The organism is Pseudaeromonas aegiceratis (genome assembly GCF_046254905.1).
Taxonomy (GTDB): Bacteria; Pseudomonadota; Gammaproteobacteria; order Enterobacterales; family Aeromonadaceae; genus Pseudaeromonas; species Pseudaeromonas aegiceratis.
Map to the genome: position 1 here is coordinate 1916914 of NZ_CP158016.1, position 22304 is coordinate 1939217.

Annotated in this window: 17 protein-coding genes and 1 pseudogene; 13 read left to right on the forward strand and 5 right to left on the reverse strand. The window is 53.3% G+C overall.

Annotated elements, in window-relative coordinates; translation table 11 throughout:
- Window positions 1-1659: 1659 nt before the first annotated feature.
- A complete protein-coding gene (locus tag ABHF91_RS09080; protein ID WP_409419986.1) occupies window positions 1660-2697 on the reverse strand; it encodes an IS630 family transposase in 1038 nt (345 codons plus the stop codon).
- Window positions 2698-3108: 411 nt separating this feature from the next.
- Here ABHF91_RS09080 and ABHF91_RS09085 point away from each other — a divergent pair.
- Window positions 3109-3626: pseudogene (locus ABHF91_RS09085) on the forward strand (transposase); the annotation flags it as partial.
- 521 nt (window positions 3627-4147) lie between these two features.
- Here ABHF91_RS09085 and cas6f read toward each other — a convergent pair.
- The 4 genes from cas6f to ABHF91_RS09105 are packed head-to-tail and all read right to left on the reverse strand — an operon-like array spanning window position 4148 to window position 9147.
- Window positions 4148-4768 carry a type I-F CRISPR-associated endoribonuclease Cas6/Csy4 gene (gene cas6f, locus ABHF91_RS09090; protein ID WP_409419987.1) on the reverse strand — a complete coding sequence of 207 codons (621 nt, stop codon included), beginning with the start codon at window positions 4766-4768 and terminating at the stop codon, window positions 4148-4150.
- Complete coding sequence (gene csy3 / locus ABHF91_RS09095) at window positions 4765-5805, reverse strand: type I-F CRISPR-associated protein Csy3 (RefSeq protein ID WP_409419988.1); 1041 nt, start codon at window positions 5803-5805, stop codon at window positions 4765-4767. Before csy3 ends, cas6f begins: the two co-directional genes overlap by 4 nt.
- On the reverse strand, window positions 5777-7909 hold the full coding sequence (locus ABHF91_RS09100) for a type I-F CRISPR-associated protein Csy2 (RefSeq protein WP_409419989.1): 2133 nt from the start codon (window positions 7907-7909) through the stop codon (window positions 5777-5779). Before ABHF91_RS09100 ends, csy3 begins: the two co-directional genes overlap by 29 nt.
- 5 nt (window positions 7910-7914) lie before the next feature.
- Window positions 7915-9147 carry a TniQ family protein gene (locus ABHF91_RS09105; protein WP_409419990.1) on the reverse strand — a complete coding sequence of 411 codons (1233 nt, stop codon included), beginning with the start codon at window positions 9145-9147 and terminating at the stop codon, window positions 7915-7917.
- A gap of 292 nt (window positions 9148-9439) precedes the next feature.
- On the opposite strand from ABHF91_RS09105, the gene umuD reads away from it, so the two are divergent.
- The 12 genes from umuD to ABHF91_RS09165 all read left to right on the forward strand — a co-directional run bounded on the left by umuD (window position 9440) and on the right by ABHF91_RS09165 (window position 22299).
- Window positions 9440-9862 (forward strand): translesion error-prone DNA polymerase V autoproteolytic subunit, encoded by a 423-nt coding sequence (gene umuD / locus ABHF91_RS09110; protein ID WP_409419991.1) that lies wholly within the window; start codon window positions 9440-9442, stop codon window positions 9860-9862.
- 3 nt (window positions 9863-9865) lie between these two features.
- Window positions 9866-11125, forward strand: coding sequence for a translesion error-prone DNA polymerase V subunit UmuC (umuC, locus tag ABHF91_RS09115; protein ID WP_409419992.1), 1260 nt, complete (start codon window positions 9866-9868; stop codon window positions 11123-11125).
- Between the two features lie 316 nt (window positions 11126-11441).
- Window positions 11442-11885, forward strand: coding sequence for a DUF3465 domain-containing protein (locus tag ABHF91_RS09120; RefSeq protein WP_409419993.1), 444 nt, complete (start codon window positions 11442-11444; stop codon window positions 11883-11885).
- A gap of 55 nt (window positions 11886-11940) precedes the next feature.
- The gene (locus tag ABHF91_RS09125) at window positions 11941-12069 is read left to right on the forward strand and encodes a hypothetical protein (RefSeq protein ID WP_409419994.1); all 129 of its coding nucleotides are present in this window, start codon (window positions 11941-11943) and stop codon (window positions 12067-12069) included.
- A 177-nt stretch (window positions 12070-12246) separates the two neighbouring features.
- Window positions 12247-12867 (forward strand): restriction endonuclease subunit S, encoded by a 621-nt coding sequence (locus tag ABHF91_RS09130; protein WP_409419995.1) that lies wholly within the window; start codon window positions 12247-12249, stop codon window positions 12865-12867.
- Window positions 12864-14402: a type I restriction-modification system subunit M gene (locus ABHF91_RS09135; RefSeq protein ID WP_409419996.1), complete on the forward strand. Its 1539-nt coding sequence runs from the start codon at window positions 12864-12866 to the stop codon at window positions 14400-14402. Before ABHF91_RS09130 ends, ABHF91_RS09135 begins: the two co-directional genes overlap by 4 nt.
- A complete protein-coding gene (locus ABHF91_RS09140; protein WP_409419997.1) occupies window positions 14386-14529 on the forward strand; it encodes a hypothetical protein in 144 nt (47 codons plus the stop codon). Before ABHF91_RS09135 ends, ABHF91_RS09140 begins: the two co-directional genes overlap by 17 nt.
- Window positions 14519-15730 carry a restriction endonuclease subunit S gene (locus ABHF91_RS09145; RefSeq protein WP_409419998.1) on the forward strand — a complete coding sequence of 404 codons (1212 nt, stop codon included), beginning with the start codon at window positions 14519-14521 and terminating at the stop codon, window positions 15728-15730. Before ABHF91_RS09140 ends, ABHF91_RS09145 begins: the two co-directional genes overlap by 11 nt.
- A gap of 18 nt (window positions 15731-15748) precedes the next feature.
- A complete protein-coding gene (locus tag ABHF91_RS09150; RefSeq protein ID WP_409419999.1) occupies window positions 15749-15958 on the forward strand; it encodes an SMODS domain-containing nucleotidyltransferase in 210 nt (69 codons plus the stop codon).
- Between the two features lie 67 nt (window positions 15959-16025).
- Complete coding sequence (locus ABHF91_RS09155; protein WP_409420000.1) at window positions 16026-17522, forward strand: AAA family ATPase; 1497 nt, start codon at window positions 16026-16028, stop codon at window positions 17520-17522.
- A complete protein-coding gene (locus tag ABHF91_RS09160) occupies window positions 17513-19006 on the forward strand; it encodes a VWA domain-containing protein (protein WP_409420001.1) in 1494 nt (497 codons plus the stop codon). The genes ABHF91_RS09155 and ABHF91_RS09160 overlap by 10 nt, the downstream gene beginning before the upstream one ends.
- Window positions 19003-22299, forward strand: a complete 3297-nt coding sequence (locus ABHF91_RS09165) for a type I restriction endonuclease subunit R (protein ID WP_409420002.1) — start codon at window positions 19003-19005, stop codon at window positions 22297-22299. The genes ABHF91_RS09160 and ABHF91_RS09165 overlap by 4 nt, the downstream gene beginning before the upstream one ends.
- Window positions 22300-22304: the final 5 nt, after the last annotated feature.

Genomic DNA, 22304 nt, shown 5'->3' on the forward strand with positions numbered 1-22304 from the left:
GCATGTAACCCATTATTCCATCGCCTGATGCGGCTAGGCCAATGCCGTTCCTTACACATAAGTATGCGGGAGGCTGCACATTTTTCAACCAGTAAGCTCTGCCTGATTGCTATACAGCAAATATGGATATATAGTGCCTATACCGCCAGCTCAACACAACATATAGTGTTCATCAGGAGGGGTACGTCTATGAGTAAGAAAACATCTTCAGACATTGGCAGTTTGGCAGGATCTGTTCTTAACAATCCTAACTCATCCAAGATCCAAAGGACCTTGGCAGGCTCTGCACTATCCCAGACAGGAACGTCTAGCCAAACAAGCGAAAGAATGGAGGCAATAGCAGGGAGAGTACTGCAAAGTGATCACTACAGCGATGTAACACACAGCCTTGCTGCTAGTGTGCTGGCTCAAAGTAAGAAGTGAGCGAATATTGGAGTGTGGATATGGCCCTTTGGGGCCTTTGTTTTCATTGAGTGTTGAAAAAAGAATCTACACCCCCATATTGGTATGAGCCCTGAGCCCGGGGCTAGCAGATGGTTGAGGTGGCTTCCTCATATCCTAGGAGACTTCGGATATGACCAAGCCCCAACAAACTAGCGGCACACGTAACAAACATGCTTGTAGTCCTCAACGACATCAACCATGCGCCAAACCTCAAGACAGATTCCGACTGTGCTTACGATGCATTGAGTACGCATTGAAATTTGCAAAGGTCGGATATGCCTTATACAAGCTTTGGAAGGTAGTCAGCGAGCATTGGCCCTAATCTTTGGCAAGGTTAGCGGCTCTACGAGCAAGGAGGTCTTAGCGCAGAAGAAACGAAATCACACACACGAGTTGAGCCATTTTCTTCAACCAAAACAAACAGATGGAGTTCATATGATACCATCACCTGTAGTTAGCAAGATCTAAACAACCTCTGTAATTTTTGGAGGAAGCGCCAATTCCTCCGAGAGATGCTCGAACAGTCGAAGCAGCGACTCTAGAGACAGGGCAACTTTAACTGGGAAACCTAGTGCAGATACTAGATTTTGGATTTTCAGCATACAGACAATACGCTATAGAGCGGATGCTTGAGTCCGTTCATGCTGCTTTATTGGCACAGTCTGAGAGCAGAAGCTCATACAGTGTGTATCAGGGTATAAACCCTTTACATACAAGTAGAGCTTTCTTGCTTCTATCCAAGCTACTCCATGCACTTTGTATTGTGTTCGAATTTCGAAACGAGCGAACCACGTACACAACTTGCCAGAAAGAGGAACTAACCGAACTGCGGATAAGCTCGTGCAAGATTGGTATCCCTCCTCCCTCCACAAGAACGGCTGAGCCAGATAGTTCCCTGATTTAGGCAACAAGGCCATTGTAGTGGTGAAACGTCCCTAACCACCCAAATTGGTAAAAATATTTCACTCAAGGGTTTCAATCGTCACTCAACGATGAAGAATAATCCGCATTCAACCACGCCGAGGTTGTATGGTTATAGGGAGTTTATTGGAGTTATGGAAAAAAAGATAAACTCGCTAAACTCCTTATACATTCAGCATAGGTTCTACTGCAAGAGTATGCCCACAGGCACAATGGCCCCATATGAAACATTCGCAATCCGCCCAGCCGCTAATCTGGCTTGTTAAAGATGAGACACGGCCTAAATAGCTGATCCTAATTCCGCTCCAGTTGCATAAGCCCATGTCCGTTGCCAGGGAACGGCGCGGCATTATCCAGGAAGTAGCGCACTCGATGTAGCAGCTCACCGAATGTTCGGCATTGGTGGTTCCGGGTGATGGTTTCTTGGAGGGCATGCCACAGGCGCTCAATCTGGTTTACCCAGGGTGAATACACCGGCTGGAACAGCACGATGAACTTCGGATTGCTTGCCAGCCATCGCTGCGCCTTCTTGCTCTTGTGGATGATGTAGTTGTCCAAAATCAGCGTGATGCTCTTGGCGCGCCGATAGGTTCGTTTCAGCGTCTTGAGCAGTGACAAGAACAAGTCCGTGTCTTTGCTATCGCTCGCCACATAGGTCACGTTCCCTGTTCCGGCATGCAGGGCGCCCGCGATGTAATGCTTGCGATTTTGGCCCGGCGTCACCACTTTCTTCTGCTTTCCGCGAAGCATCCAGTCCGCACCCAGTTTGGGGTTGAGGTGGATATCCACCTCATCTTCATAAAACACTGGGTGGTCGATACTGCAACGAGCCAAGGCCTCGTTGATCACCGTCATCTTGGCCTCTTTGTGTGGATCGCGAATACGCAAAGTGGGCGCCGGTCGGCGCCAAACAATCCCGAGTCGAGGCAGCCAGCGCCGTATCGTCGAAGCATGCAATGACAGCTGCCAATTCCGCTTTAGTTCAAGCGCCATCAGTTCGGTACTCCAACGGGAGCGCTGATACCCCAGCTCCTGCGGCGACAACTGGACCAACAACCGCAACAGGCCAGCGATCTGCACGAAGGGCAGTACGGGCTTACGACCGCGAGGCTCACTTTCAAGGCCTTCCAGCCCGTACAGTGTGTACCAGTTCACCCAGCGATTGATCGACGAACGGGCTGCGGCAGTGAGTCGGGAAACGGCCGAAACACTGTGGCCATCGGCCAGTAGCAAGATGGCATTGAGTCGCCGGCAGTGCTCTTTATCTTTGGTCCGGTGTATCAAATTGATGATCCGGCGTCGCTCAGCTCGGTCGGGGAGTGTTAGCATCATTTCGGGCTCGGCTCGTTTGTCGTTTGGTTGGTTTGGCGATTGATCAGATCGCACAAACGACGCCGAGTTCCCTTCTTCCCCGGACAAGTGATCTACATTTCGGAACGGTTATTTAGGCCACTGAGCTGATTTTAATAGTCAAATTAAAGATTCTTTTAACTGCTGACTCTCATATTAAAGGACTCTTTAATATGTTGCTTTCATTCAAATGGATCTGACATAAATCCGAGCCAACATATCGCTCTGATTATGATCTAGATGCACCGCTCTATCGCTAACGTTGGAAGACCACAAATTTTTAGATGTTGCGATCAGTTTTACCAAGTAACCGAGCCCCCCCGGTGTCAGACTAGTTGTCGCCTAACCTGAATCATCAACAAGTGAAGACTGGGGGCGGATGAAGAGTGTCGAATGGCTCGTTATTCAAGTGAACGGAAGGCCGCCTTGCTCAAGAAGCTACTGCCGCCCATCAACATGTCCGTTGCCGAGTTGGCGCGGCAGGAAAACATCAGCGAGGTCACTCTGTATAATTGGCGCAAACAAGCCAAACAGGGAGGCGCTCCGGTGCCGGGTGACCACAAACTGACCGATGAATGGCCGCCAGAGGCCAAGTTCGCCACCGTGCTGGAAACGGCGGCCCTTTCTGAGATTGAGCTCAGCGAGTATTGCCGTCGCAAAGGGCTCTACCCTGAGCAAGTCCAGCAGTGGCGGCAAGCCTGCATCATGGGCCAGCAATCGTCACGCGCTCTACAGCAGGCCGAAAAAGCGCAGGCCAAGGCGGACAAGAAACGCATTCGGCAATTGGAGCAGGAGCTGCGGCGCAAGGACAAGGCCCTGGCCGAGGCGGCTGCCTTGCTGGTATTGCAAAAAAAGTTCGATGCCTACTGGAGCAGCGTCGACGAGGCCGATTGACCTCGTTGCCAGAACGGCCCGTGAAGTCTACTCATATGGGGCCTTTCTTTGATGCGTATAATGTCCCAATACCGGCACTTAACTCGACTTTTTCGGCTTAATGTTCCCAAAATGGGACTTAGCATGAAGTTCAACTTGCCACCCTATCTCCCCACAGATATGGCAACAGAGGGTGGCCACTCATTGATTTAGCTCTATCTCAGGCAGTGAGCCTGGCTTATTCAGCTCAAGCACAACAGCCAAAGAAAAGCCCAGCCGTTGCTGGCTGGGCTGATTTGCTGCCTCTTCGGCAGAATTAAAGTGCTCGTCTAGGATGTTATCTTCCTGACCTAATCTTGGCTGCCTATTCGGCAGTTCACTAGCCCATCCACTTGGCGGCCTCGTTGCGCTTTTTCTTGGCTGCCTATTCGGCAGTTCACAGTGCATTGAAGATGCTAACGCACTGTTTTAGTTGGGAAAACAATTAATAAATCACTTTTAACCAAAGCTCCCAACACCTCAGTAACTTATTGAGTTACCAGAACTATTATAGCATCAGCTAAAAAAGGGTATTCACAATTGCTGTCAACATCGGCACTGTGCCTCGATATTTGTCCGGGGACGCCAAGCCGAAGTGGCTAAAATCAAGATTGTTATTCTGTCTGTCGCAGTGCTGTGCCTGGATATGCAGGACATAGGTTTGCTGATTGGTGTGGCTCTGTAGCAGGGCGCTGTGAAAAAGCCCTACATCCATATTTTCTGCTGGAACGCTAGGCAGAAACTCTTCGCCGCGGGCCTCCGCACGCCGTTTGCTTCTGGCTAACCGACGTTTGCGCTCACCGACGAACAGCTTGGCCAGATTTTGATTGCGAATAAAGCGAACTTCAGAGCAGTCATCCGGTACCTCTAGCACAGGGCTCAGCCCAAACAGGCCGTCTTGATACATGCTCTGAAAATAGGCCCGCTGACGAAAAATCTCTAGATGCGCTCGGCTCTCGCTAACGAAGGCAACAGTCCGGCCCAGCGCACTATCATTCCAATTTGGAAACGCGATACCAATTTGGACATCCCTATGCCCCAACAAAAATCCATGAAGCGTCGTTATGCAGCGGCCAGCCAGTAGAGCACTATCAGCCTGGGCTGGAAGATAACGTATGGCGAAGAAGAAGCGTCTGCTCATCCGGCTTTCCCTGCTTGAAACAACCCACCTTTAACCAGCACGGCCATCGCATAGTGAATATCCCCGAAAACTTCTGGGGAAACAGACTGACCAGCCATTAACTCGACAAATTCATCGGCTCTGGCCAACAGGTGAAAGAAATCCTGCCCGGAAACAGGATGGCGCATGGAGGTCAGATGCTTGCGATCAGCGCCGTACTCATGTACCCGCAAGGCCTGATCGGCATCCACAGACCACCAGTCATCAATCTGCTGCAGTGCGGCGCCGATTTTTTGGGCGTGAAAACAAGCTGCCAGCTGTCCATCCCGACATGCTGTGGTTGCCAGCTGTTTGCTGGGTTCATCATGATTATCCGGCCGTTCAACAAAACGCTGACTGGGGAACACTTCTTGGCAAAACCCGGTTTTCAGCCTTGCTGTAATGTCGGCAAACCAGAACACGCTGGGCTCACTCAAGGCCTCCGACATTTCTTCAGCTAGTTTTTCCAGACTTAGCTGCTCAGCCTCCGGCCAATCCCCAGACCAACTTAGGTGACGTGCGTCTTCAACCGCAAAAGTTGAGCCCTGCGAGGTCGTTACCTCAATCCGGGTGCCGAGAGTGTGTTGGTTACGCCACAACCAGGTCCCCATCAGCAGGTTCTTGCAATAACGCCGAGCCAATTCGAGGTAGCCGCCACGCGCCTGATACTGATGGGCAAGCCGTGAGAGTGTTTGTGTTACTGCGGAATCGGAGCAGCTATCGGGGCGAAGAGAGTTGGCTTCAACTCGGAGGGAGAATCGACAAAACAACTCGCCGACATTAGGCGGAACGTAACAGGACTCGATGGTTTGCGGATTCCCATGAGCCAGTGCATGACGTTCGACATTCTCGGGCTCGAAGTCGGCGGCAAACCCTTCTGAATAGCCACTCTTTTGCCCAACTATTTTTGCCACCTCCACCCGCAGCGGCACAAAATCGCATTCTGCCGTTTGATAAAAAAACACGGCCTTTCCCGGCGATAAAGAACGCCTATAGCTCAGGTGCTTGCATAGCTCCATGTGTGTTCTCCATGTTGCTCGCACATTGCATCAGAATAGCTCTATTCGCCTCACGCATATGCCAAAAACCATCAGCGAAGAAATGAGCCATACCACTAAGCCGCATTTCGACGGGATTAACACACAAGGCGAGACCAATGGCTGATTCAGCATAGGCATGGTGCCCTTCCAGACTACCGGCGCGAGCTGTTGGCTCTTCCAGCAGCACATAGCCAGTCGATACTGGCCGCAACCGGCAATCAGCCTCGAGCGCAGCGAACATCCCTTTCAGATCGTTGATTTCTGAACGATAGGGATACACCCAACAGCCTGTTCTGGGCAAGCGGGACACGGCATTAAATAGCTCACCTTGGTTCGTATAACAGTTACACCATGATTTGCCTTCATAGAGGGATGGAGGATGCAGGCAGCCGCCGGCAAAACGAGAAGGAAAGGCGGCCTGCAGCAGTGTCTGCTCTTCGATCGTCGGTGCAGTTCCATCCTCTGGGAACCGCAACTCTAACACCAGATCCATACCCAGATCGCAATATCGGCTGTCAATCACGCCAGGTGTTCGAATGGCAGTGACCTCGCGGGGGCTTACTGGTTTGGATGGTTCGGGCAATAGTTTTGCAGATGACAGCTGGTAATTGCGCAGGTACCAAGCAACCCCATCTACTTGGACTTTTCGCTGCAGTAACGCAGACAACCGACGCTCATAATCGTGAGTAAATCCGACCAGCGCCGACAAGGAAGGCAGACCACACAGATAAGGGTTAGCGAGAGCAACCGCGTCGTAAACGCGCAAACCGGAAAAATGCAGGTAGCAACGCTGCTCCCTGAATTGAGCTACTGTTGCATCCCTTGGCTGAGCCAACTTAGTGAGTAACCATCGCAACTGGGTCTTAATCGGCCCCATCAGATCCGGGTGATAAGCATAACGCCGGCCTACCGGATGAGATTGCAACTCAAGATGAAACCTGGCCGCTACCTCCAGGCACAGCTCAAGCATGGCGCTCTGCTGCACCATCAGAATTTTCCGCTCCAGGCTCTCCGGCAATAACTTCTCAACCTGCGCAAGATCCTGCTGTACTTCATCGCGCCATTCGATGATGGGACCCAACCAAACCGCCAACTGCCGACGCAGATAACGCAGGGCAGACAGGCGCTGCTGTTTTCGCTGTCTGCGCGTCGGCCCTGGGGGTGAAATCAAATGATCCAGGGCATCCATGAAGATGCGATCATACAGCACTGACTGATCAAACAAGCTCTTTGCCTCCGCCAGACGCTGTGCTCTTGATTGGGAAAATCCACGATGAGTTGCATGGCTGACCGGCGGTGGATAGTGCAGCACGGCGATCTTGCCGCCAACCGCACCCACCAAACTACCCAGGCTGGCCGGATGCGCATGTTCCAGGCTGAGATGAGGACAACGCGTCTGATAGATAAGCGCCTGCAGACTGGCCAGCAACGCATGGCTAACGACAGGGGTAATAGCGCAGTAATCATGCTGATAGATAAAGCGCACCTGTTTGGAATAGGGGCTGACTGCCAGAGGAATGCACTCGGCAGCCAGCGCATGTGATAGCTGTGCTTGTAGCTCATTAATGGCGGTGCTAGACATGCCCAGCCTAACAAACGCCTCAAGCCAAACCGATACCTGTTGCCTCAGCTGCAGCGCAAGATTAGTCGTTACCCCCAGGTGGCGAAATGAGGTGCCAAACAACTTGGCCAGGTTGATGTCAGCACTGTTATGAGCCCAGCCCAACTTTGGCTCCAGCCCGGCACTGGTGACAACCCCCGGGATCTTCGGTGGCGGATCCATGATGAGCCGCTGGCCACTGACCCGACTATCGGGATATTTCAGGTTATGACTATGCTGCCAGCGCACCGTACCGACACAACGAGCTAAATGGTTGTCATCCAGTAATAACTGGTGAGCCTGATGTTCATCGCACAGATCGCCCATCTGATCTCGCTTGAGCGTCAGGTTCAGCAGCACTACCAGGGAGGTATACTCCTCCCCCGTCACATCCAGGTCAGGGCAGTATGGCGCAAACCCTCTCCGCAGCGCATTGTCACGCTCGGTCAGAACAGCATTATCCAACAACTCGCGCAGATGCATGATGGTCACCAAGCCGGTAGATAACAGTGAAAGGCGTCTTGGCCCCTCGACCCATGCGCCAGCCGGTGTTCAATGACCTGCCGCAGGTGAAAAATGGGCTCATGTGCTGTCAATCCGTCATGGCGCCGAAGCCGGTACGCCGGAGTTAGATAGCCTTCTTGTTGCAGCCGATAGACTTGTTCAACGGAGGTGGACAGCACAGCGGCAGTCTCAACGGCGGACAGCAGAATATCTGCCAGATTGCCGACCCGACGCTTAGGATTATCAAACACCAGGGACGTCAAGTAATCCAGTAACCCGCGCAAGATGAAGTTGGTCCCGATATCCCGCATCGGTAACTGACGACAATCCCCAAGCACTGAACCGAACACCTCACTAAAGGCGGTGTGATTGAGCAAGCGCGTCTGTTTTAGCAGCGCACTTTGAACTTGTTGCCGCAATTCGGCATGGAAGTTGGCAGGCCAGTCCGCGAAATAGCCAATGGCCTCGGCAACACGCAGGTCTTGGGGTTTATCATCTTGGCTGTGAAAGTGACGCAGCCAATACCAGAGCAAAGCACCAAACCGCACCGTCGGTTGCTCATTTGCCAGCAAGGGATTGTCAGATTCAAACCGTTCGCCACACAGCAATCCGGCCAGTTGAACGACGGCCCGATCAGCGGGCGCTGGTTTGGCCATGCGCAGGTCATACCCGCATAGGCAATGGGTGATCGACTCGCTCCTAGTGTAATCCAGCACAGAACCGCAGTGTGGGCAAGCATACAGCAACTCGGTAGCGTGAACATGGCACGCATGATAAGGGGCATAGTGCCAATGCTGGCGAACATAAGCCGATTCGTTAAGGCACGCCGGGCAACAGGGGATGCTACGAGTTCGAATAAAACAAAGCGGAATATCCACCCCAGCCCTATGCACAGCCTTATGCCCAGAACCAAAATGCAGACCTGAATGCAGCAAAGCCAGTTGCAACAAGCTGGAGGGAGCTAAATCTGTCAGTTGCTCGACCAGTCGTAAGGCTCGGATCCGCAAACCACTGGAGCGACTGGCATGAAAGACATTTACCCGAAAGAGATCCAGCGGGAAGGCTCCTGCTGCCTCATGATCCTGCTGCAATAGCCAATCCCGCACCGAACCGCCGAACAGGCGAAAAGACTCAAAACCGTTCTCCTGGCTCAGCCTGAGCAGATAGCTCTCCAGTGACTCATCGCAGTAGGGCTCCGGACGAACAAGCAGACGCATTGGACCTCCAAACTAAGTAATACTTAGTTTTAAGTTCTAGCATGATCTAGAGGAATGTACAGTCCCGAGTGACGCTAAGTGAAGAATCCTGCGGGCTAATGTTTAGCCTCATTGGCATATCTGACATGGTCGGTCGCCTCTATGAGCGGAGCCAACTTCTAACGACAGCAGAACCGACAACCAGATACAGCCAACTACAGTCCCAAAACATAAGCAACTCCTATCTGATGCTCCTATATCTGACTGCTGATATACTGTATGCGCATACAGACCGCTACGTACAGAGCACACCATGTTCCTACCCCCTGACCTCGACGCTCCACGCCTGGAGCTCCCCTTGTTCCTGTCCCCGGCGGCTTGTGGCTTCCCTAGCCCGGCCCAGGACTATATCGAGCAAACCCTCGACCTGAACGAGCTGTGCGTTGCCAGGCCGGCGGCCACCTACTATGTCCGGGCCCAGGGCAACAGCATGATCAACGCCGGGATCCACGACGGAGATCTGCTCATCGTTGACCGCTCCATCACCGCCCAGCACGGCGACACCATCATCGCCAGCCTGGGTGGCGAGTTCACGGTCAAGGAGCTGCAGCTGCGCCCCTACCCCGCCCTGCTCCCGGCCAACCCGGAATACCGCCCAATCCTGCTCGACCCTGAGCAAGAGCTGGAGGTCTTCGGCGTGGTCGTCTACGTCCTGCACAAGCAGTTCAAGCGATAAGCCATGCCGACCCCAATTGCCCTGGTGGACGTCAACAACTTCTACGCCAGCTGTGAACGGCTATTCCGGCCCGACCTCAAGGGCCGGCCCATTGTCGTGCTCTCCAACAACGACGGCTGCGTGGTGGCCCGCAGTGCCGAGGCCAAGGCCATGGGTATCAAGATGGGCGTCCCCTACTTCAAGATCCGCGGTGAATACGAGGCCAAGGGGGGCATCTGGTTCAGCTCCAACTACGGCCTCTATGGCGACATGTCCCACCGGGTGATGACAGTGCTGGAGAGCATGTCCCCCCGGGTTGAGACCTACAGCATCGATGAAGCCTTCCTGGAACTGGGCGAGACCTGGGCCGGCAACCTGATCGAGTACGGTCTGGCCATTCGCGCCAAAGTCCTCCAATGGACAGGGCTCACCGTGGGCGTCGGCATCGGCCCCACCCGCACCCTGGCTAAGCTCGCCAACTATGCCGCCAAGAAGTGGCCACAGACTGGCGGCGTGGTAGACCTCCGGGACGAGACCCGCCGGGCCAAGCTCATGGCCATCACGCCGGTGGATGAAGTGTGGGGCGTAGGTCGCCGGCTGGGCGCCCGGTTCAATCAGCAAGGCATCCAGACCGTGGCCGACCTGGTGAGCAGTGACACCAAGACCATGCGGGCCCGCTATGGCGTGGTGGTGGAGAGAACCATTCAAGAGCTGCGAGGCCACCCCTGTGCCGACCTCGCCATCGAGCCCGATGCCAAACAACAGATCGTCTGCAGCCGCAGCTTCGGCGAGCGCGTCACCGACAGAACCACCATGTACCAGGCCCTGGCCGACTACATGGCCCGGGCCGGCGAAAAGCTCAGGGCAGAACAGCGCTGCTGTCGCGCGGTCAGCGTCTTTATCCGAACCAGCCCATTCAACGGCAACGAGCCCTACTACGGCGACCAGGCCACCACCAAGCTGGCGGTACCCACCAACGACACCCGCGTTCTGCTCCACCAGATCGCCCACCTGCTGGATATGATCTGGCGGGATGGCTACCGGTACCAGAAAGGCGGCGTCATGCTCGGCCAGTTCACCCCCATCGAGAACCAACAAGGTGATCTCTTCGATACCGGGTCGAATGATCGGCTGATGGAGGTGCTGGACAAGATCAACAACAGCGGCCTGGGGAAAGTCCGGTTTGCCAGCCAGGGGCTGGACCAGCATGAATGGTTGATGAAGCGCGAACGCCTAAGCCCCGGATACACCACTCGATGGGAAGATCTACCTGTCGCCAAGTAGATCACCAGCTGTTTCTTTCAGAGCCTACGCTGACTCGAATGCTGCCTACCCAACCTTTGGCTGGAGTCAATAATACGCTGATGACCTAAGGCAGGGCGGCACAGATAAAGAGCAGGCACAACGCATTCTGAATCGCAAAGGCCGACTCCCGTTGGAGTACAAAAAGAAAGTCCAGGAATTCGCGAAATAGCACAGCTCCCAAGCAGACAGGCTGGCCTCAAATCGCTCGGGGCCAGCTCACCATCTGTCATTCACAACAGAGGCCCATTCAGCTCCTGTCGTGTATCATGGCATCAGTCAAATCACCGGCGCCCACATGAAGAAGCTACTGCTTATCGCCATCCTGGCCCTGGGGGCCTATTACGTCGGCCAGACGCACAAAACCCCCACCATAGCCCCAACCGCCGCAGCAGAAGCCATCCAGGATGGCTCCGCCCTGCTGCAAGCCGCCTACCAGAACCAGCAAAGCGATCTGCAGGTTCAAGGCGCCGGGCAGGTTAGCCGGATCCTACCCGATGACAACAAAGGCAGCCGCCACCAGAAGTTCCTGCTCCGGCTCGCTACCGGGCAGACCATCTTGATCGCCCACAACATCGACCTGGCCCAACGCATCGGGGGCCTGCAAGAGGGTGACACGGTGGAGTTCTTCGGCGAGTACGAGTGGAACGACAAAGGCGGCGTCGTCCACTGGACGCACCATGACCCGGGCGGCCGGCACACCGACGGCTGGCTAAAGCACAACGGCACCCTTTACCAATAGGATGAAGGCGCCCGGCCAGCACAAACCCGGGTGCAGAACTCGAGGAGTTCACCCAGTGGCAGATCAACTGACGGATAAGGATCTGTGCGAGGCGCTGTCTGACCTGTTCGTCGACAACCAGGTGGACTATGACGCCATCGCCGCCGTGGCCCGGCAATACTACCTTCTGCGCAAGTTCGCCTAAAAATAGCAGACCTTAGTCAAGCACATGGACAGGACTGCGGCCTAAGGATGGTTGCTCTGTTCAACGAACATTTTCACGAATCAGTGAAGCAGCACGCCCGCTGCTGAAAAAATCGCTTTACTTCATCCTCACCTGACACCACTATTTTGCATCATGTCAGATGATGAATATTTTTCAATGCAGCTCACCTCCCTTGCGAGCGTCTGCGAGATCCTGCCGGGTTATCCCTTTCGCGGCAAAGTGCCGGAAGCCGAGGGGTCGGATATCCGGGTGGTGCAGATCAAGGATGTCAGCGTCGAGCTCGGCATCCGCTGGGACGGTTGCCAGACGACCACCCTGACCGGCAAGAAAGATCCCGGCTGGTTGCGCCCCGGTGACGTGCTGTTTGTCGCCAAGGGTAACCGCAATTTCGCTGTTAACGTGGATCACAGCATCGAGCAGGCTGCCATCCAGGCCGTGGCGGCGCCTGTGTTTTATCTGCTGCGCTGCCACGCCCAACTGCTGCCGGAGTATCTGGCCTGGTGGCTCAATCAAGAGCCCAGTCAGCGCTACTTTGAGCAAAATGCCGAAGGCTCGCAGGTCAAAAGTATCCGCCGCAGTGTGCTGGCCGAGACGCCGCTGGCCTTGCCTGCTCTCGACCAACAGGCGGCGCTGGCCGCCCTGCAACAGAACCTGCGCCAGCAACAGCAGACGCTGCAACAGCTGATCAGCAATGGCGTGCAACTGCAACGCCGCATCGCCAACGATTTTCTGGCTGCCGCCACCGGCGACGGCCAACTAGGAGGAACGACACCATGACCGAACAAATCAATCAGGATGAGATCAACAAAGCCCTGTGGGCGGCTTGCGATACCTTTCGCGGCACCGTCAGCGCCGATACCTACAAGGACTTCATCCTGACGATGCTGTTCCTCAAATACATCTCCGATGTCTGGCAGGATCACTACGACAACTACCAGGCCCAATACGGTGACGAGCCCGAACTCATCGACGAGATGATGAAGAACGAGCGCTTTGTGCTGCCCAAAGAATCCAGCTTCTATCACCTGTATGAACACCGCCACGAGCCGGGCAACGGCACCCGCATCGATATGGCGCTGCATGCACTCGAAGAGGCCAATGGCACCAAGCTCAAGGATGCGGGCAAGAGCGTGTTTCAGGACATCTCGTTCAATACCGACAAGCTCGGTGAAGAGAAGCAAAAGAACACCATCTTGCGCCATCTGCTCGAAGACTTTGCCAAGGAGGCGCTCAACCTCAAGCCTTCGCGGGTCGGCTCGCTGGATGTGATCGGTGGCGGCTACGAATACCTGATCAAGAACTTCGCCGCCAGCGGTGGGCAGAAGGCCGGCGAGTTCTATACCCCGCCGGAAGTCTCCGATCTGATTGCCGAGCTGCTCGAACCCCAGCCGGGTGACACCATCTGCGATCCGGCCTGTGGCTCCGGCTCGCTGCTGATGAAGTGCGGGCGCAAAATCGTCGCCAACCACGGCAGCCGCCAATACGCGCTCTACGGCCAGGAGGCCATCGGCTCTACTTGGTCGCTGGCCAAGATGAACATGTTTCTGCACGGCGAGGATAACCACAAGATCGAGTGGGGCGACACCATCCGTAACCCCAAGCTGCTGGATAAGAACGGCGATCTGATGCTGTTTGATGTGGTTACCGCCAACCCGCCATTTTCGCTCGACAAGTGGGGCCATGAAGAGGCCGAGCACGACAAGTTCAGCCGCTTCCGACGAGGCATTCCGCCCAAGACCAAGGGCGACTACGCCTTTATCCTGCATATGATTGAGACGCTAAAACCTCATAGCGGGCGTATGGGCGTGGTAGTGCCCCACGGCGTGCTGTTCCGGGGCTCGAGCGAAGGGCAAATTCGCCAGAAGTTGATTGAAGAGAACCTGCTTGATGCGGTCATCGGCCTGCCGGAGAAGCTGTTCTATGGCACCGGTATTCCGGCGGCGATCCTGATCTTCAAAAAACACAAGGTCGACGATAACGTCCTGTTTATCGATGCCAGCCGCGAGTGCAAGGCGGGCAAGAACCAGAACCAGCTCTCCGACGAGAATATCGCCAAGATAGTCGCCACCTACCGTAATGGCGATAAAGTCGATAAATACGCCTATCTCGCCTCGCTACAGGAGATCCGCGATAACGACTACAACCTGAATATCCCGCGCTATGTTGATACCTTCGAGGAAGAGGAGGAGATCGATCTGCTGGCGGTACGCGCCGAGCGGGAACAACTCAAAGCCCGACTGACCGCATTAGAAACAGAGATGGCATCGTATCTCGCTGAACTAGGATATAAGGGTTATGACGATGCAAAATAATCCAATTCAATTCGGCGAAATCAAGCTGGAAGGCGATGTGCAGGACGCACAAGTGCCGCGGGCGCATGGATGCGCAGGAGCGGCCGAAATGGCCAAGTATCTGGAGGAGTTTGGCTATGGGGCATAACAACATTTTTTCTCAACTTGAATTAATGCAAGCTCGTTTAAAGTCAATTCCAGATGGTTGGTCATTCAATTATGTTGGTAAGGCATTCGCCATTAGGAATAATTTGCGCAAACCAATAAGTGAGGAGGAGAGAGCGAAGAATCCTGGGTGCTATCCTTACTATGGCCCGACTAAAATTCAAGGCTATATTGGGTCCTATGAGCAAGATGGTTGTTTCGCTTTAATCGGCGAGGATGGAGACCATTTTCTCAAGTATAACGAACAATCAATGACACAACTTGTCGATGGAAAATGTACAATCAATAATCACGCGCACATTATTGAAGGTACTAAAACTGCAACAAGAGAGTGGTTTTACTATTACTTCATGCATCGGGATATATTTAGCTTCCTGAGTCGACAAGGTGCTGGTCGTTATAAGTTAAATAAGGCATCTCTTGAAAAGATCCCGGTGCTAATTCCTCCTGTAATAGAACAAAACAAAATATTCCAGATACTGTCCACTTGGGATCAGGCTATCAGCACCACCGAGCAGCTGTTGGCCAATAGCCAGCAACAGAAAAAGGCGCTGATGCAGCAACTGCTGACCGGCAAAAAGCGCCTGCTGGATAAAAATGGCGTGAGATTTAGTGGGGCGTGGAAAAAATTTAAGTTTGGCAGTCTTTTCAGTGAACGAGTAGAGATTGGTCGGGATGATCTGCCATTACTGTCCATTACTGCGGATGATGGCGTTGTTTATCAAGAAGATACTGGACGAAAAAATACATCGAATGAAGATAAGTCTAAATACCGACGTATTTGTGTTAACGACATAGGCTACAACACTATGCGAATGTGGCAGGGGCGCTCAAGTCTATCCAATAGAGAAGGAATTGTAAGTCCTGCATACACCATTGTGACGCCGAACAGCAAGATTGAACCATTGTTTGCTGCATATCTATTTAAATTCCCCGAGTTGGTACATGTTTTCTACCGGCACTCACAAGGTCTTGTTTCAGATACGTGGAATTTAAAATTCAGTCATTTTAAAAAAATTAGCTGGATAATTCCGATCGTTGAAGAACAACAAAAAATCGCCTCTGTGCTGACCGCTGCCGATCAGGAAATTGCAATCCTGCAGCGCAAGCTAGATTATTTAAAGCAAGAGAAAAAAGCCCTGATGCAGCAGTTATTGACGGGTAAGCGCAGAGTTAAGATTTAACATTACATGGGGGTGGACATGTCTGTATCAAATATGTTTCAAGAGTTTCTTGGTAATATTCAGGTGGATAATTCGAGTAACATCAGCACTCGATATGGCGAAATAACCGCCAGTTTGAATAAAAAATTCCGAGATACTGAGTCAAAAACAGCAAATAGTCTCCAAGTCGGTTCATATGGTCGATTTACTGGCATAAAGGGAATTTCTGATCTGGACATCGCGAGATAGCTTCTGCGCAGATCGAACACTTGGAATCAATATAATCGCAGGGATAACAATGAACTTACAACCACGGATGGAAAAACTGATTAGCGTCGTTAGTGATGGCATGTATGAACGCGAAGAGATTATCGCAGTGGCGCTGTTGGGGGCGTTATGCGGCCAGAATACCTTTCTCTATGGCCCGCCCGGTACCGCCAAGAGCCTGATCTCGCGACGCATTGCCTGCGCCTTTGCTAAACCGGCGTACTTTGAATACCTGATGAACCGGTTCAGTACCCCGGAAGATGTGTTCGGGCCTGTCTCCATCAAGGCGCTCAAGGAAGATCAGTATCTGCGCAAGACCCAGAACTACTTGCCGAAGGCCGAGTTTGCGTTTCTGGATGAGATTTGGAAATCCAGCCCGGCGATCCTCAATACCTTGCTGACGCTGATTAACGAGCGGATTTTTCGCAATGGTGAATCGATTGAACCGGCGCCACTGAAGGCTTTGATTGCCGCTTCCAATGAAACGCCAGAGGCCAATCAGGGGCTGGATGCGCTCTACGACCGGTTTATTGTCCGCCTGATGGCCGGCCCCATTGAGCAGACCGCCCATTTCGATCGCCTGCTCAGCAGCCGTCCGACTGCGGCCGAGGTGGCTATTGCTGCGGATCTAGTGGTGAAGCCCGAAGAGTGGAGTCACTGGCAGGATCAATTGCATACGGTGCAGTTATCGGTCGAAACGCTAACAATTATTCACCTGATCCGCGAAGCCCTGGCTGAGCACTATGCGGAGTTGCAGGTGTATGTCTCTGATCGACGCTGGCAACGTGCCGCCATCCTGATGAAGGCCGCCGCGTTCTTCAATGGCCGTAGCGAAACCAACCACAGCGATGCCCTGTTGCTGCGCCATTGCCTATGGACCCAGGAGCAAAACCGCGAGGCGGTGAGCGCCATTGTCGAACAGGCCGTCAAAGAGACCGGCTTTGATAGCGGAATCAATCTGGCGCAAATCGATAGAGAAAAAGAGGCGCTGGATAAAGAGATCAATAAAGAGCTTTTTTGTTCTGCGGACATCTACAAGACAGAAAAAGTAAATGGTATAGAAGTTTTCACTTTTAACGGCGTTTTCGATGAGGGTGGGTACACCCCTAGAAATGTGAACTTACTTATCCCCCTTGGCAATATCAAAAAGAAAGACAAGTTTCATCCGTTGCACCTGAATGGAAATGAACTTGACAAAATCACATGTGAGTTTGATGGGCAAGGTGTTTGCAAGATCTCCCATTGCCATAGCAATGACACACTTTTCTTTAAACCAACTATTTTATTTCATAAGGGTGATAAAAAGACGGATGTCAATGAGCGATTAATCACCTCATTAGCCAAATCCGTATCAGATATCAGGGAGCAGTTGCTGACGATACTAAACAAGGTGGAGAGTCAGCATCAGGGATATGAAACCAAACTAGCCTCGTTGTTTGTTGCTGGCGAAAAAAGCGCCATCGCCATTCAGGGTATTACCGAGCAAATTGAGCGTCTGAAAATGCGGATTAAGGATTGCGAACGGCTGGAAGCCTTATGTCAATAAACACCTTTGACTCGATTGCTGACCAGACGCAGCAGCAACTCTTTGCTCAGTATGAGACTTTGCTCTCTGCTTCATCGGCACTGGCTGAGCAGATGCAGCAGCGTTTCAAGCAGTGGCTAACCGAAACGAAAGAAGTCTTGGCGCGAGATTTTCCACTGGCTGCTCAGCAACAAGAACTGGACGACTGGCGGCAGCAGAGATTGGCCGGTGCCCACAACAAGTCACATCTCGAACAAGGCATCAAGGCGTTTGGGGCGCTGTGCAAGGCGACAAAGCATCCGCCCAACCAAGCCTTTTGGCAGACACAGTTAACAAGCAGCCAGGAGCGGGATGCGGACAAAACAGCCAAAGATTTGCAAGTTACGAGTCAATTACTGGCAGCACAATGGCAACAGGTGCTGGATAAGGCGCGTCAGGAGTGGGAATTGGCGCTGATCGCTGCGCGGCGCAAGCAACTGTTGGAGCAGTTGGAGAAGATTCTGGCGGCGCTGCAGCAGGTGTGGCCGCTCTGCGAGGTGCTGGGGCTTGATCTTGGTTTGCTATTTGACCTGTCAGAAGGGCAACTATCCGAGCAGGACTGGGCACAGTTTCAGCGCTGGGCCGCTTATCTGGCCAAGGATGCCGGGGTTCGTGCCCTCTGTGACTTGCTGGGCAAAGTGCGGCAAATTGAGCTGTCGGAAAAAATTGAGCGGGTAAAGATCTCGCATTGCGTGGATATCCCGTTGCCGGATATCAATTCGCGGGAAGAGATAGTCGGTATTCGGCTGGGGCGGGATCTGGAGCATGTACTGCCCAGTGAGAAGGCACTCTTGGCGAATGCCGAGACCGCGTTGCTGTTTGACCTTAAATTTGTTGAATCCCGGTTGATGTGTTTTGACATGGCGGGCCTCCAGACCCAGCAACGCCGTATCGAGCAGGAAATCGATCGCACCGTTGAAGAGCAAGAAATGCGTGGCCCCATGGTGCTGTGCGTGGACACCAGTGCCTCTATGTCTGGTGCGCCAGAGACAATTGCCAAGGCGGTAACGCTGTTTATGGCAGCCAAGGCGCGTGAGGAAGAGCGCCCCTGCTATCTGATTAACTTTTCCACCCGCATTCAGACGCTGGATCTCTCAGGCAAGTTGGGCATGGCGGCCATCATGGATTTTCTGAAAATGTCATTTTATGGTGGTACCGATGCTACGCCAGCCCTGGATCACGCATTAAACGTTATGAAAAAGGATGCCTATCAGAAGGCGGATCTGTTGATGCTGTCGGATTTCATCATGAATGATTTACCTCAAGAAACGCTGGCACAGATCGAAACGCAACGAGGCAATGGCAACCGTTTTTACTCTTTGGTGGTGGGTTCGGCCTATATGAGCCAACGACTCAAGACGCATTTTGATCATGAGTGGGTCTATAACCCGGTGACGAGCTCAGTCCATGAGCTGATTGAGTTTCAGCAGCGGGTAAACACGAACGACGAGGACAGGATGGCATGATAGGCACCCCAAAATTCCAGGAAGAGTACAGCGCCAAGATCCCCGCGCTGGCGTTGTTAAGCAACCTGGGCTGGACCTTCCTGCCTCCGGAGCAGGCGCTAGCGGCGCGTGGTGGCAAGCTGGGCGAGGTGGTGCTGCGTGATGTATTACGCGCGCAACTGGCCAAACGCCGCTTTCCCTATGCCGGGCGTGAGCATGAGTTATCGGAGAAGAGCCTCGATAACCTGGTCGCCGAAATTTGTTCGCCAGCGCTGAACGAAGGGCTGCTGCGGGCCAACGAACGGCTCTATAACCACCTGCTGCTGGGCATTTCCGTCACCGAGTTTGTCGATGGCAAGAAGGTCAATCCGACCATTGCCCTGATTGACTGGCAACAGCCGGAAAATAACAGCTTTGTCTTTACCGAAGAGTTCAGCGTACTGCGCTCAGGCGGCGTCGATGCACGGCGACCGGACATCGTCTGCTTCGTCAACGGCATTCCGCTGGTTGTTATCGAAGCAAAACGCCCTGACGGCCACTCAGGACAGGGGGCCAAAAAAGGACCGACCATCGATGAAGGCATCTCGCAAAGCCTGCGCAATCAGCGGCACGACGAGATCCCGCAGCTTTTTGCGTACAGTCAGTTGCTGCTCTCCATCAATGGCTCGGATGGCCGCTATGGTACTTGCCTGACGCCAACCAAGTTCTGGGCCGCCTGGCGCGAGGAGGATATTGCCGCCCCCCAGATGTTGGCCCTGAAGAATCGTCACCTCTCGGCGCAGCAGATGGCTGCGCTGTTTGATCACCGTAAGGCCACGGACCGGATCTGGTATCAAGATCTGATCTCATCGGGAAAATTGGCGGTGACCGGTCAGGACAGATTGCTGATAAGCCTCCTCTCCCCTGCCCGTCTGCTGGAGCTGACCCGCTATTTCACCTTGTTTGACAAGAAGGCGGGCAAGATAGTCGCCCGCTATCAGCAGGTGTTTGGCATCAAGCGACTGATCGAGCGCATCGATACACGCAACCCACAAGGAGGGCGTGAAGGGGGCGTGATCTGGCATACCACGGGCTCCGGCAAATCCTTCACCATGGTGTTTTTGAGCAAGGCGCTGATCCTGCATGAGTCGCTGAAAGCCTGTCGGATTATCGTGGTGACCGATCGGGTCGATCTGGAAAGTCAGCTTAGCGCGACCTTTGCCTCAGGCGGTGAGCTGGCGAGCAAGAAGGATCGCGAAGCCGCCATGGCCACCTCAGGCAAACGGCTGGCCGAGCAGATAGGTCATGGCAATGAGCGGATTATTTTTTCGTTGATCCAGAAGTTCAACAGCGCGACCAAGCTGCCGGAATGTAGCAACGACAGCCCAGATCTTATTGTGTTGATCGACGAGGGGCATCGCAGCCAGGGTGGCGAAAACCATATCCGTATGAAGCAGGCCCTGCCCAAGGCGGCATTTGTGGCCTTTACCGGCACCCCCTTGCTAAAAGACGACAAGACCACCAACAAATTCGGCCCTATCGTGCATGCCTATACCATGCAACGTGCGGTAGAAGACAGAGCCGTTACCCCGCTGCTCTATGAAGAGCGCATTCCGGATCTGGATGTGAACGAGCGGGCCATCGACAGCTGGTTTGATCGGATCACCGAAGGGCTGAACGAAGAACAAAAAGCCGATCTCAAGCGCAAGTTTGCCAAGAAGGGGCAGATCTACAGTGCCGAGGATCGGATCCGGCTGATTGCGCTGGATATTGCCAACCATTTTGTCAAAAACATCGATGATGAGCTCAAAGGGCAACTGGCTTGCGACAGCAAAGCCTCGGCTATCAAGTACAAGCAGTATCTGGATGAAGCGGGATTGTTTGAAAGCGCGGTGGTGATAAGCGCGCCCGATTCCCGTGAAGGCAATACCGAGGTTGATGAAGCCGCCATGCCCGAGGTGCAAAAGTGGTGGAATGAACATGTCGGCAATCAGGATGAACAGATCTATACCAAGCAGATCATCGAGCGTTTTGACAAAGATCCGAGCCTGAAACTGCTTATCGTGGTGGATAAACTGCTGACCGGTTTCGATGAGCCGAAGAATGCAGTGCTCTATATCGACAAGCCACTCAAGGGGCATAACCTGATCCAGGCCATTGCCCGCGTGAACCGACTGCACCCGAAGAAGCAGTTTGGTCTGCTCATCGACTACCGGGGCATCCTCAGCGAACTGGATACCACGATAGCCAAGTATCAGGATCTGGCGTCCCGTACTCAGGGGGGCTATGACATCAACGATATCGCCGGCCTCTACGAGCAGATGAGTACCGAGTACAAGCGTCTGCCTCATCTCTATAAGATGCTCTGGGCCATCTTCGATGGCGTCAAAAACAAGAAAGACATCGAACAGCTGCGGCAGGTTCTGGTTCCCAAGACTGAGGATCGCAATGGTGAGCTGGTTGATGTGCACCTGAAGATCCGCGAAGACTTCTACGAGGCGCTGAGTGCTTTCGCCAGTTGCCTGAAGGTGGCGTTGCAATCGAGCACCTTCTTTGCAGACAAGAGCTTCTCGGATGCGGATCGGCAGCACTACAAAGAGACTGTCAAACAACTCTCCAGCTTGCGGCAGTTGGTGCGTCAGGATGCAGGTGAAAGCATCGACTATGACGAATATGCCGAGCAGGTGAAAAAACTGCTCAACAAGCATGTTGTCGGTGTTGAAGTGCGGGATCCAGAAGGTGTCTACGAAGTTGGCAAGATGGGACAAACACAAAAGCCGGATGAATGGAACGAAGACAAGACCCGCAACGAGACGGATATCATCAAGACCCGGGTCACCCGGATGATTGAGCAGGAGCTAGGCGACGACCCCTACGCACAGGAGGCTTTTTCCAAGCTGTTGCGTCAGGCCATTGAAGAAGCTGAAAAGCTGTTTGACCATCCGCTCAAGCAGTACCTGCTATTTCATGAGTTTGAGCAGCAGGTACAAAAGCGCCAATTGGACGAGATACCCGAAGCCTTTGCTGGACATCGACATGCGCAAGCTTACTACGGTGTGTTCAAAAAAATTCTGCCGGAAGTTTTCAGCATTGTGGATCAGCAGGTTCAGGATAAGTGGGTCAAACTTGCGTTCGAAATTGATGGCTGTGTCGAGATGTCGGTCGCCGAACACTCCATCAATCCACAAAATATCGAGGCCGATATCCGCAAGAAGCTGCTACCCAGGATGTTTACCGAGTGCAAAGCCATAGGGGGTGGCATGGATCAGGCTAAGAAGATCGTCGAGATGGTGATTCAGATCACCCGCGTCGGTCTAAATCAGCATGCGGAATGAGTGGG

Excerpts from the sequence above, each read along its gene's own strand:
- ABHF91_RS09080 (WP_409419986.1), bottom strand. The coding sequence starts at position 2,697 with ATGATGCTAACACTCCCCGACCGAGCTGAGCGACGCCGGATCATCAAT.
- cas6f (WP_409419987.1), bottom strand. The coding sequence starts at position 4,768 with ATGAGCAGACGCTTCTTCTTCGCCATACGTTATCTTCCAGCCCAGGCT.
- csy3 (WP_409419988.1), bottom strand. The coding sequence starts at position 5,805 with ATGGAGCTATGCAAGCACCTGAGCTATAGGCGTTCTTTATCGCCGGGA.
- ABHF91_RS09100 (WP_409419989.1), bottom strand. The coding sequence starts at position 7,909 with ATGCATCTGCGCGAGTTGTTGGATAATGCTGTTCTGACCGAGCGTGAC.
- ABHF91_RS09105 (WP_409419990.1), bottom strand. The coding sequence starts at position 9,147 with ATGCGTCTGCTTGTTCGTCCGGAGCCCTACTGCGATGAGTCACTGGAG.
- umuD (WP_409419991.1), top strand. The coding sequence starts at position 9,440 with ATGTTCCTACCCCCTGACCTCGACGCTCCACGCCTGGAGCTCCCCTTG.
- umuC (WP_409419992.1), top strand. The coding sequence starts at position 9,866 with ATGCCGACCCCAATTGCCCTGGTGGACGTCAACAACTTCTACGCCAGC.
- ABHF91_RS09120 (WP_409419993.1), top strand. The coding sequence starts at position 11,442 with ATGAAGAAGCTACTGCTTATCGCCATCCTGGCCCTGGGGGCCTATTAC.
- ABHF91_RS09130 (WP_409419995.1), top strand. The coding sequence starts at position 12,247 with ATGCAGCTCACCTCCCTTGCGAGCGTCTGCGAGATCCTGCCGGGTTAT.
- ABHF91_RS09135 (WP_409419996.1), top strand. The coding sequence starts at position 12,864 with ATGACCGAACAAATCAATCAGGATGAGATCAACAAAGCCCTGTGGGCG.
- ABHF91_RS09140 (WP_409419997.1), top strand. The coding sequence starts at position 14,386 with ATGACGATGCAAAATAATCCAATTCAATTCGGCGAAATCAAGCTGGAA.
- ABHF91_RS09145 (WP_409419998.1), top strand. The coding sequence starts at position 14,519 with ATGGGGCATAACAACATTTTTTCTCAACTTGAATTAATGCAAGCTCGT.
- ABHF91_RS09150 (WP_409419999.1), top strand. The coding sequence starts at position 15,749 with ATGTCTGTATCAAATATGTTTCAAGAGTTTCTTGGTAATATTCAGGTG.
- ABHF91_RS09155 (WP_409420000.1), top strand. The coding sequence starts at position 16,026 with ATGGAAAAACTGATTAGCGTCGTTAGTGATGGCATGTATGAACGCGAA.
- ABHF91_RS09160 (WP_409420001.1), top strand. The coding sequence starts at position 17,513 with ATGTCAATAAACACCTTTGACTCGATTGCTGACCAGACGCAGCAGCAA.
- ABHF91_RS09165 (WP_409420002.1), top strand. The coding sequence starts at position 19,003 with ATGATAGGCACCCCAAAATTCCAGGAAGAGTACAGCGCCAAGATCCCC.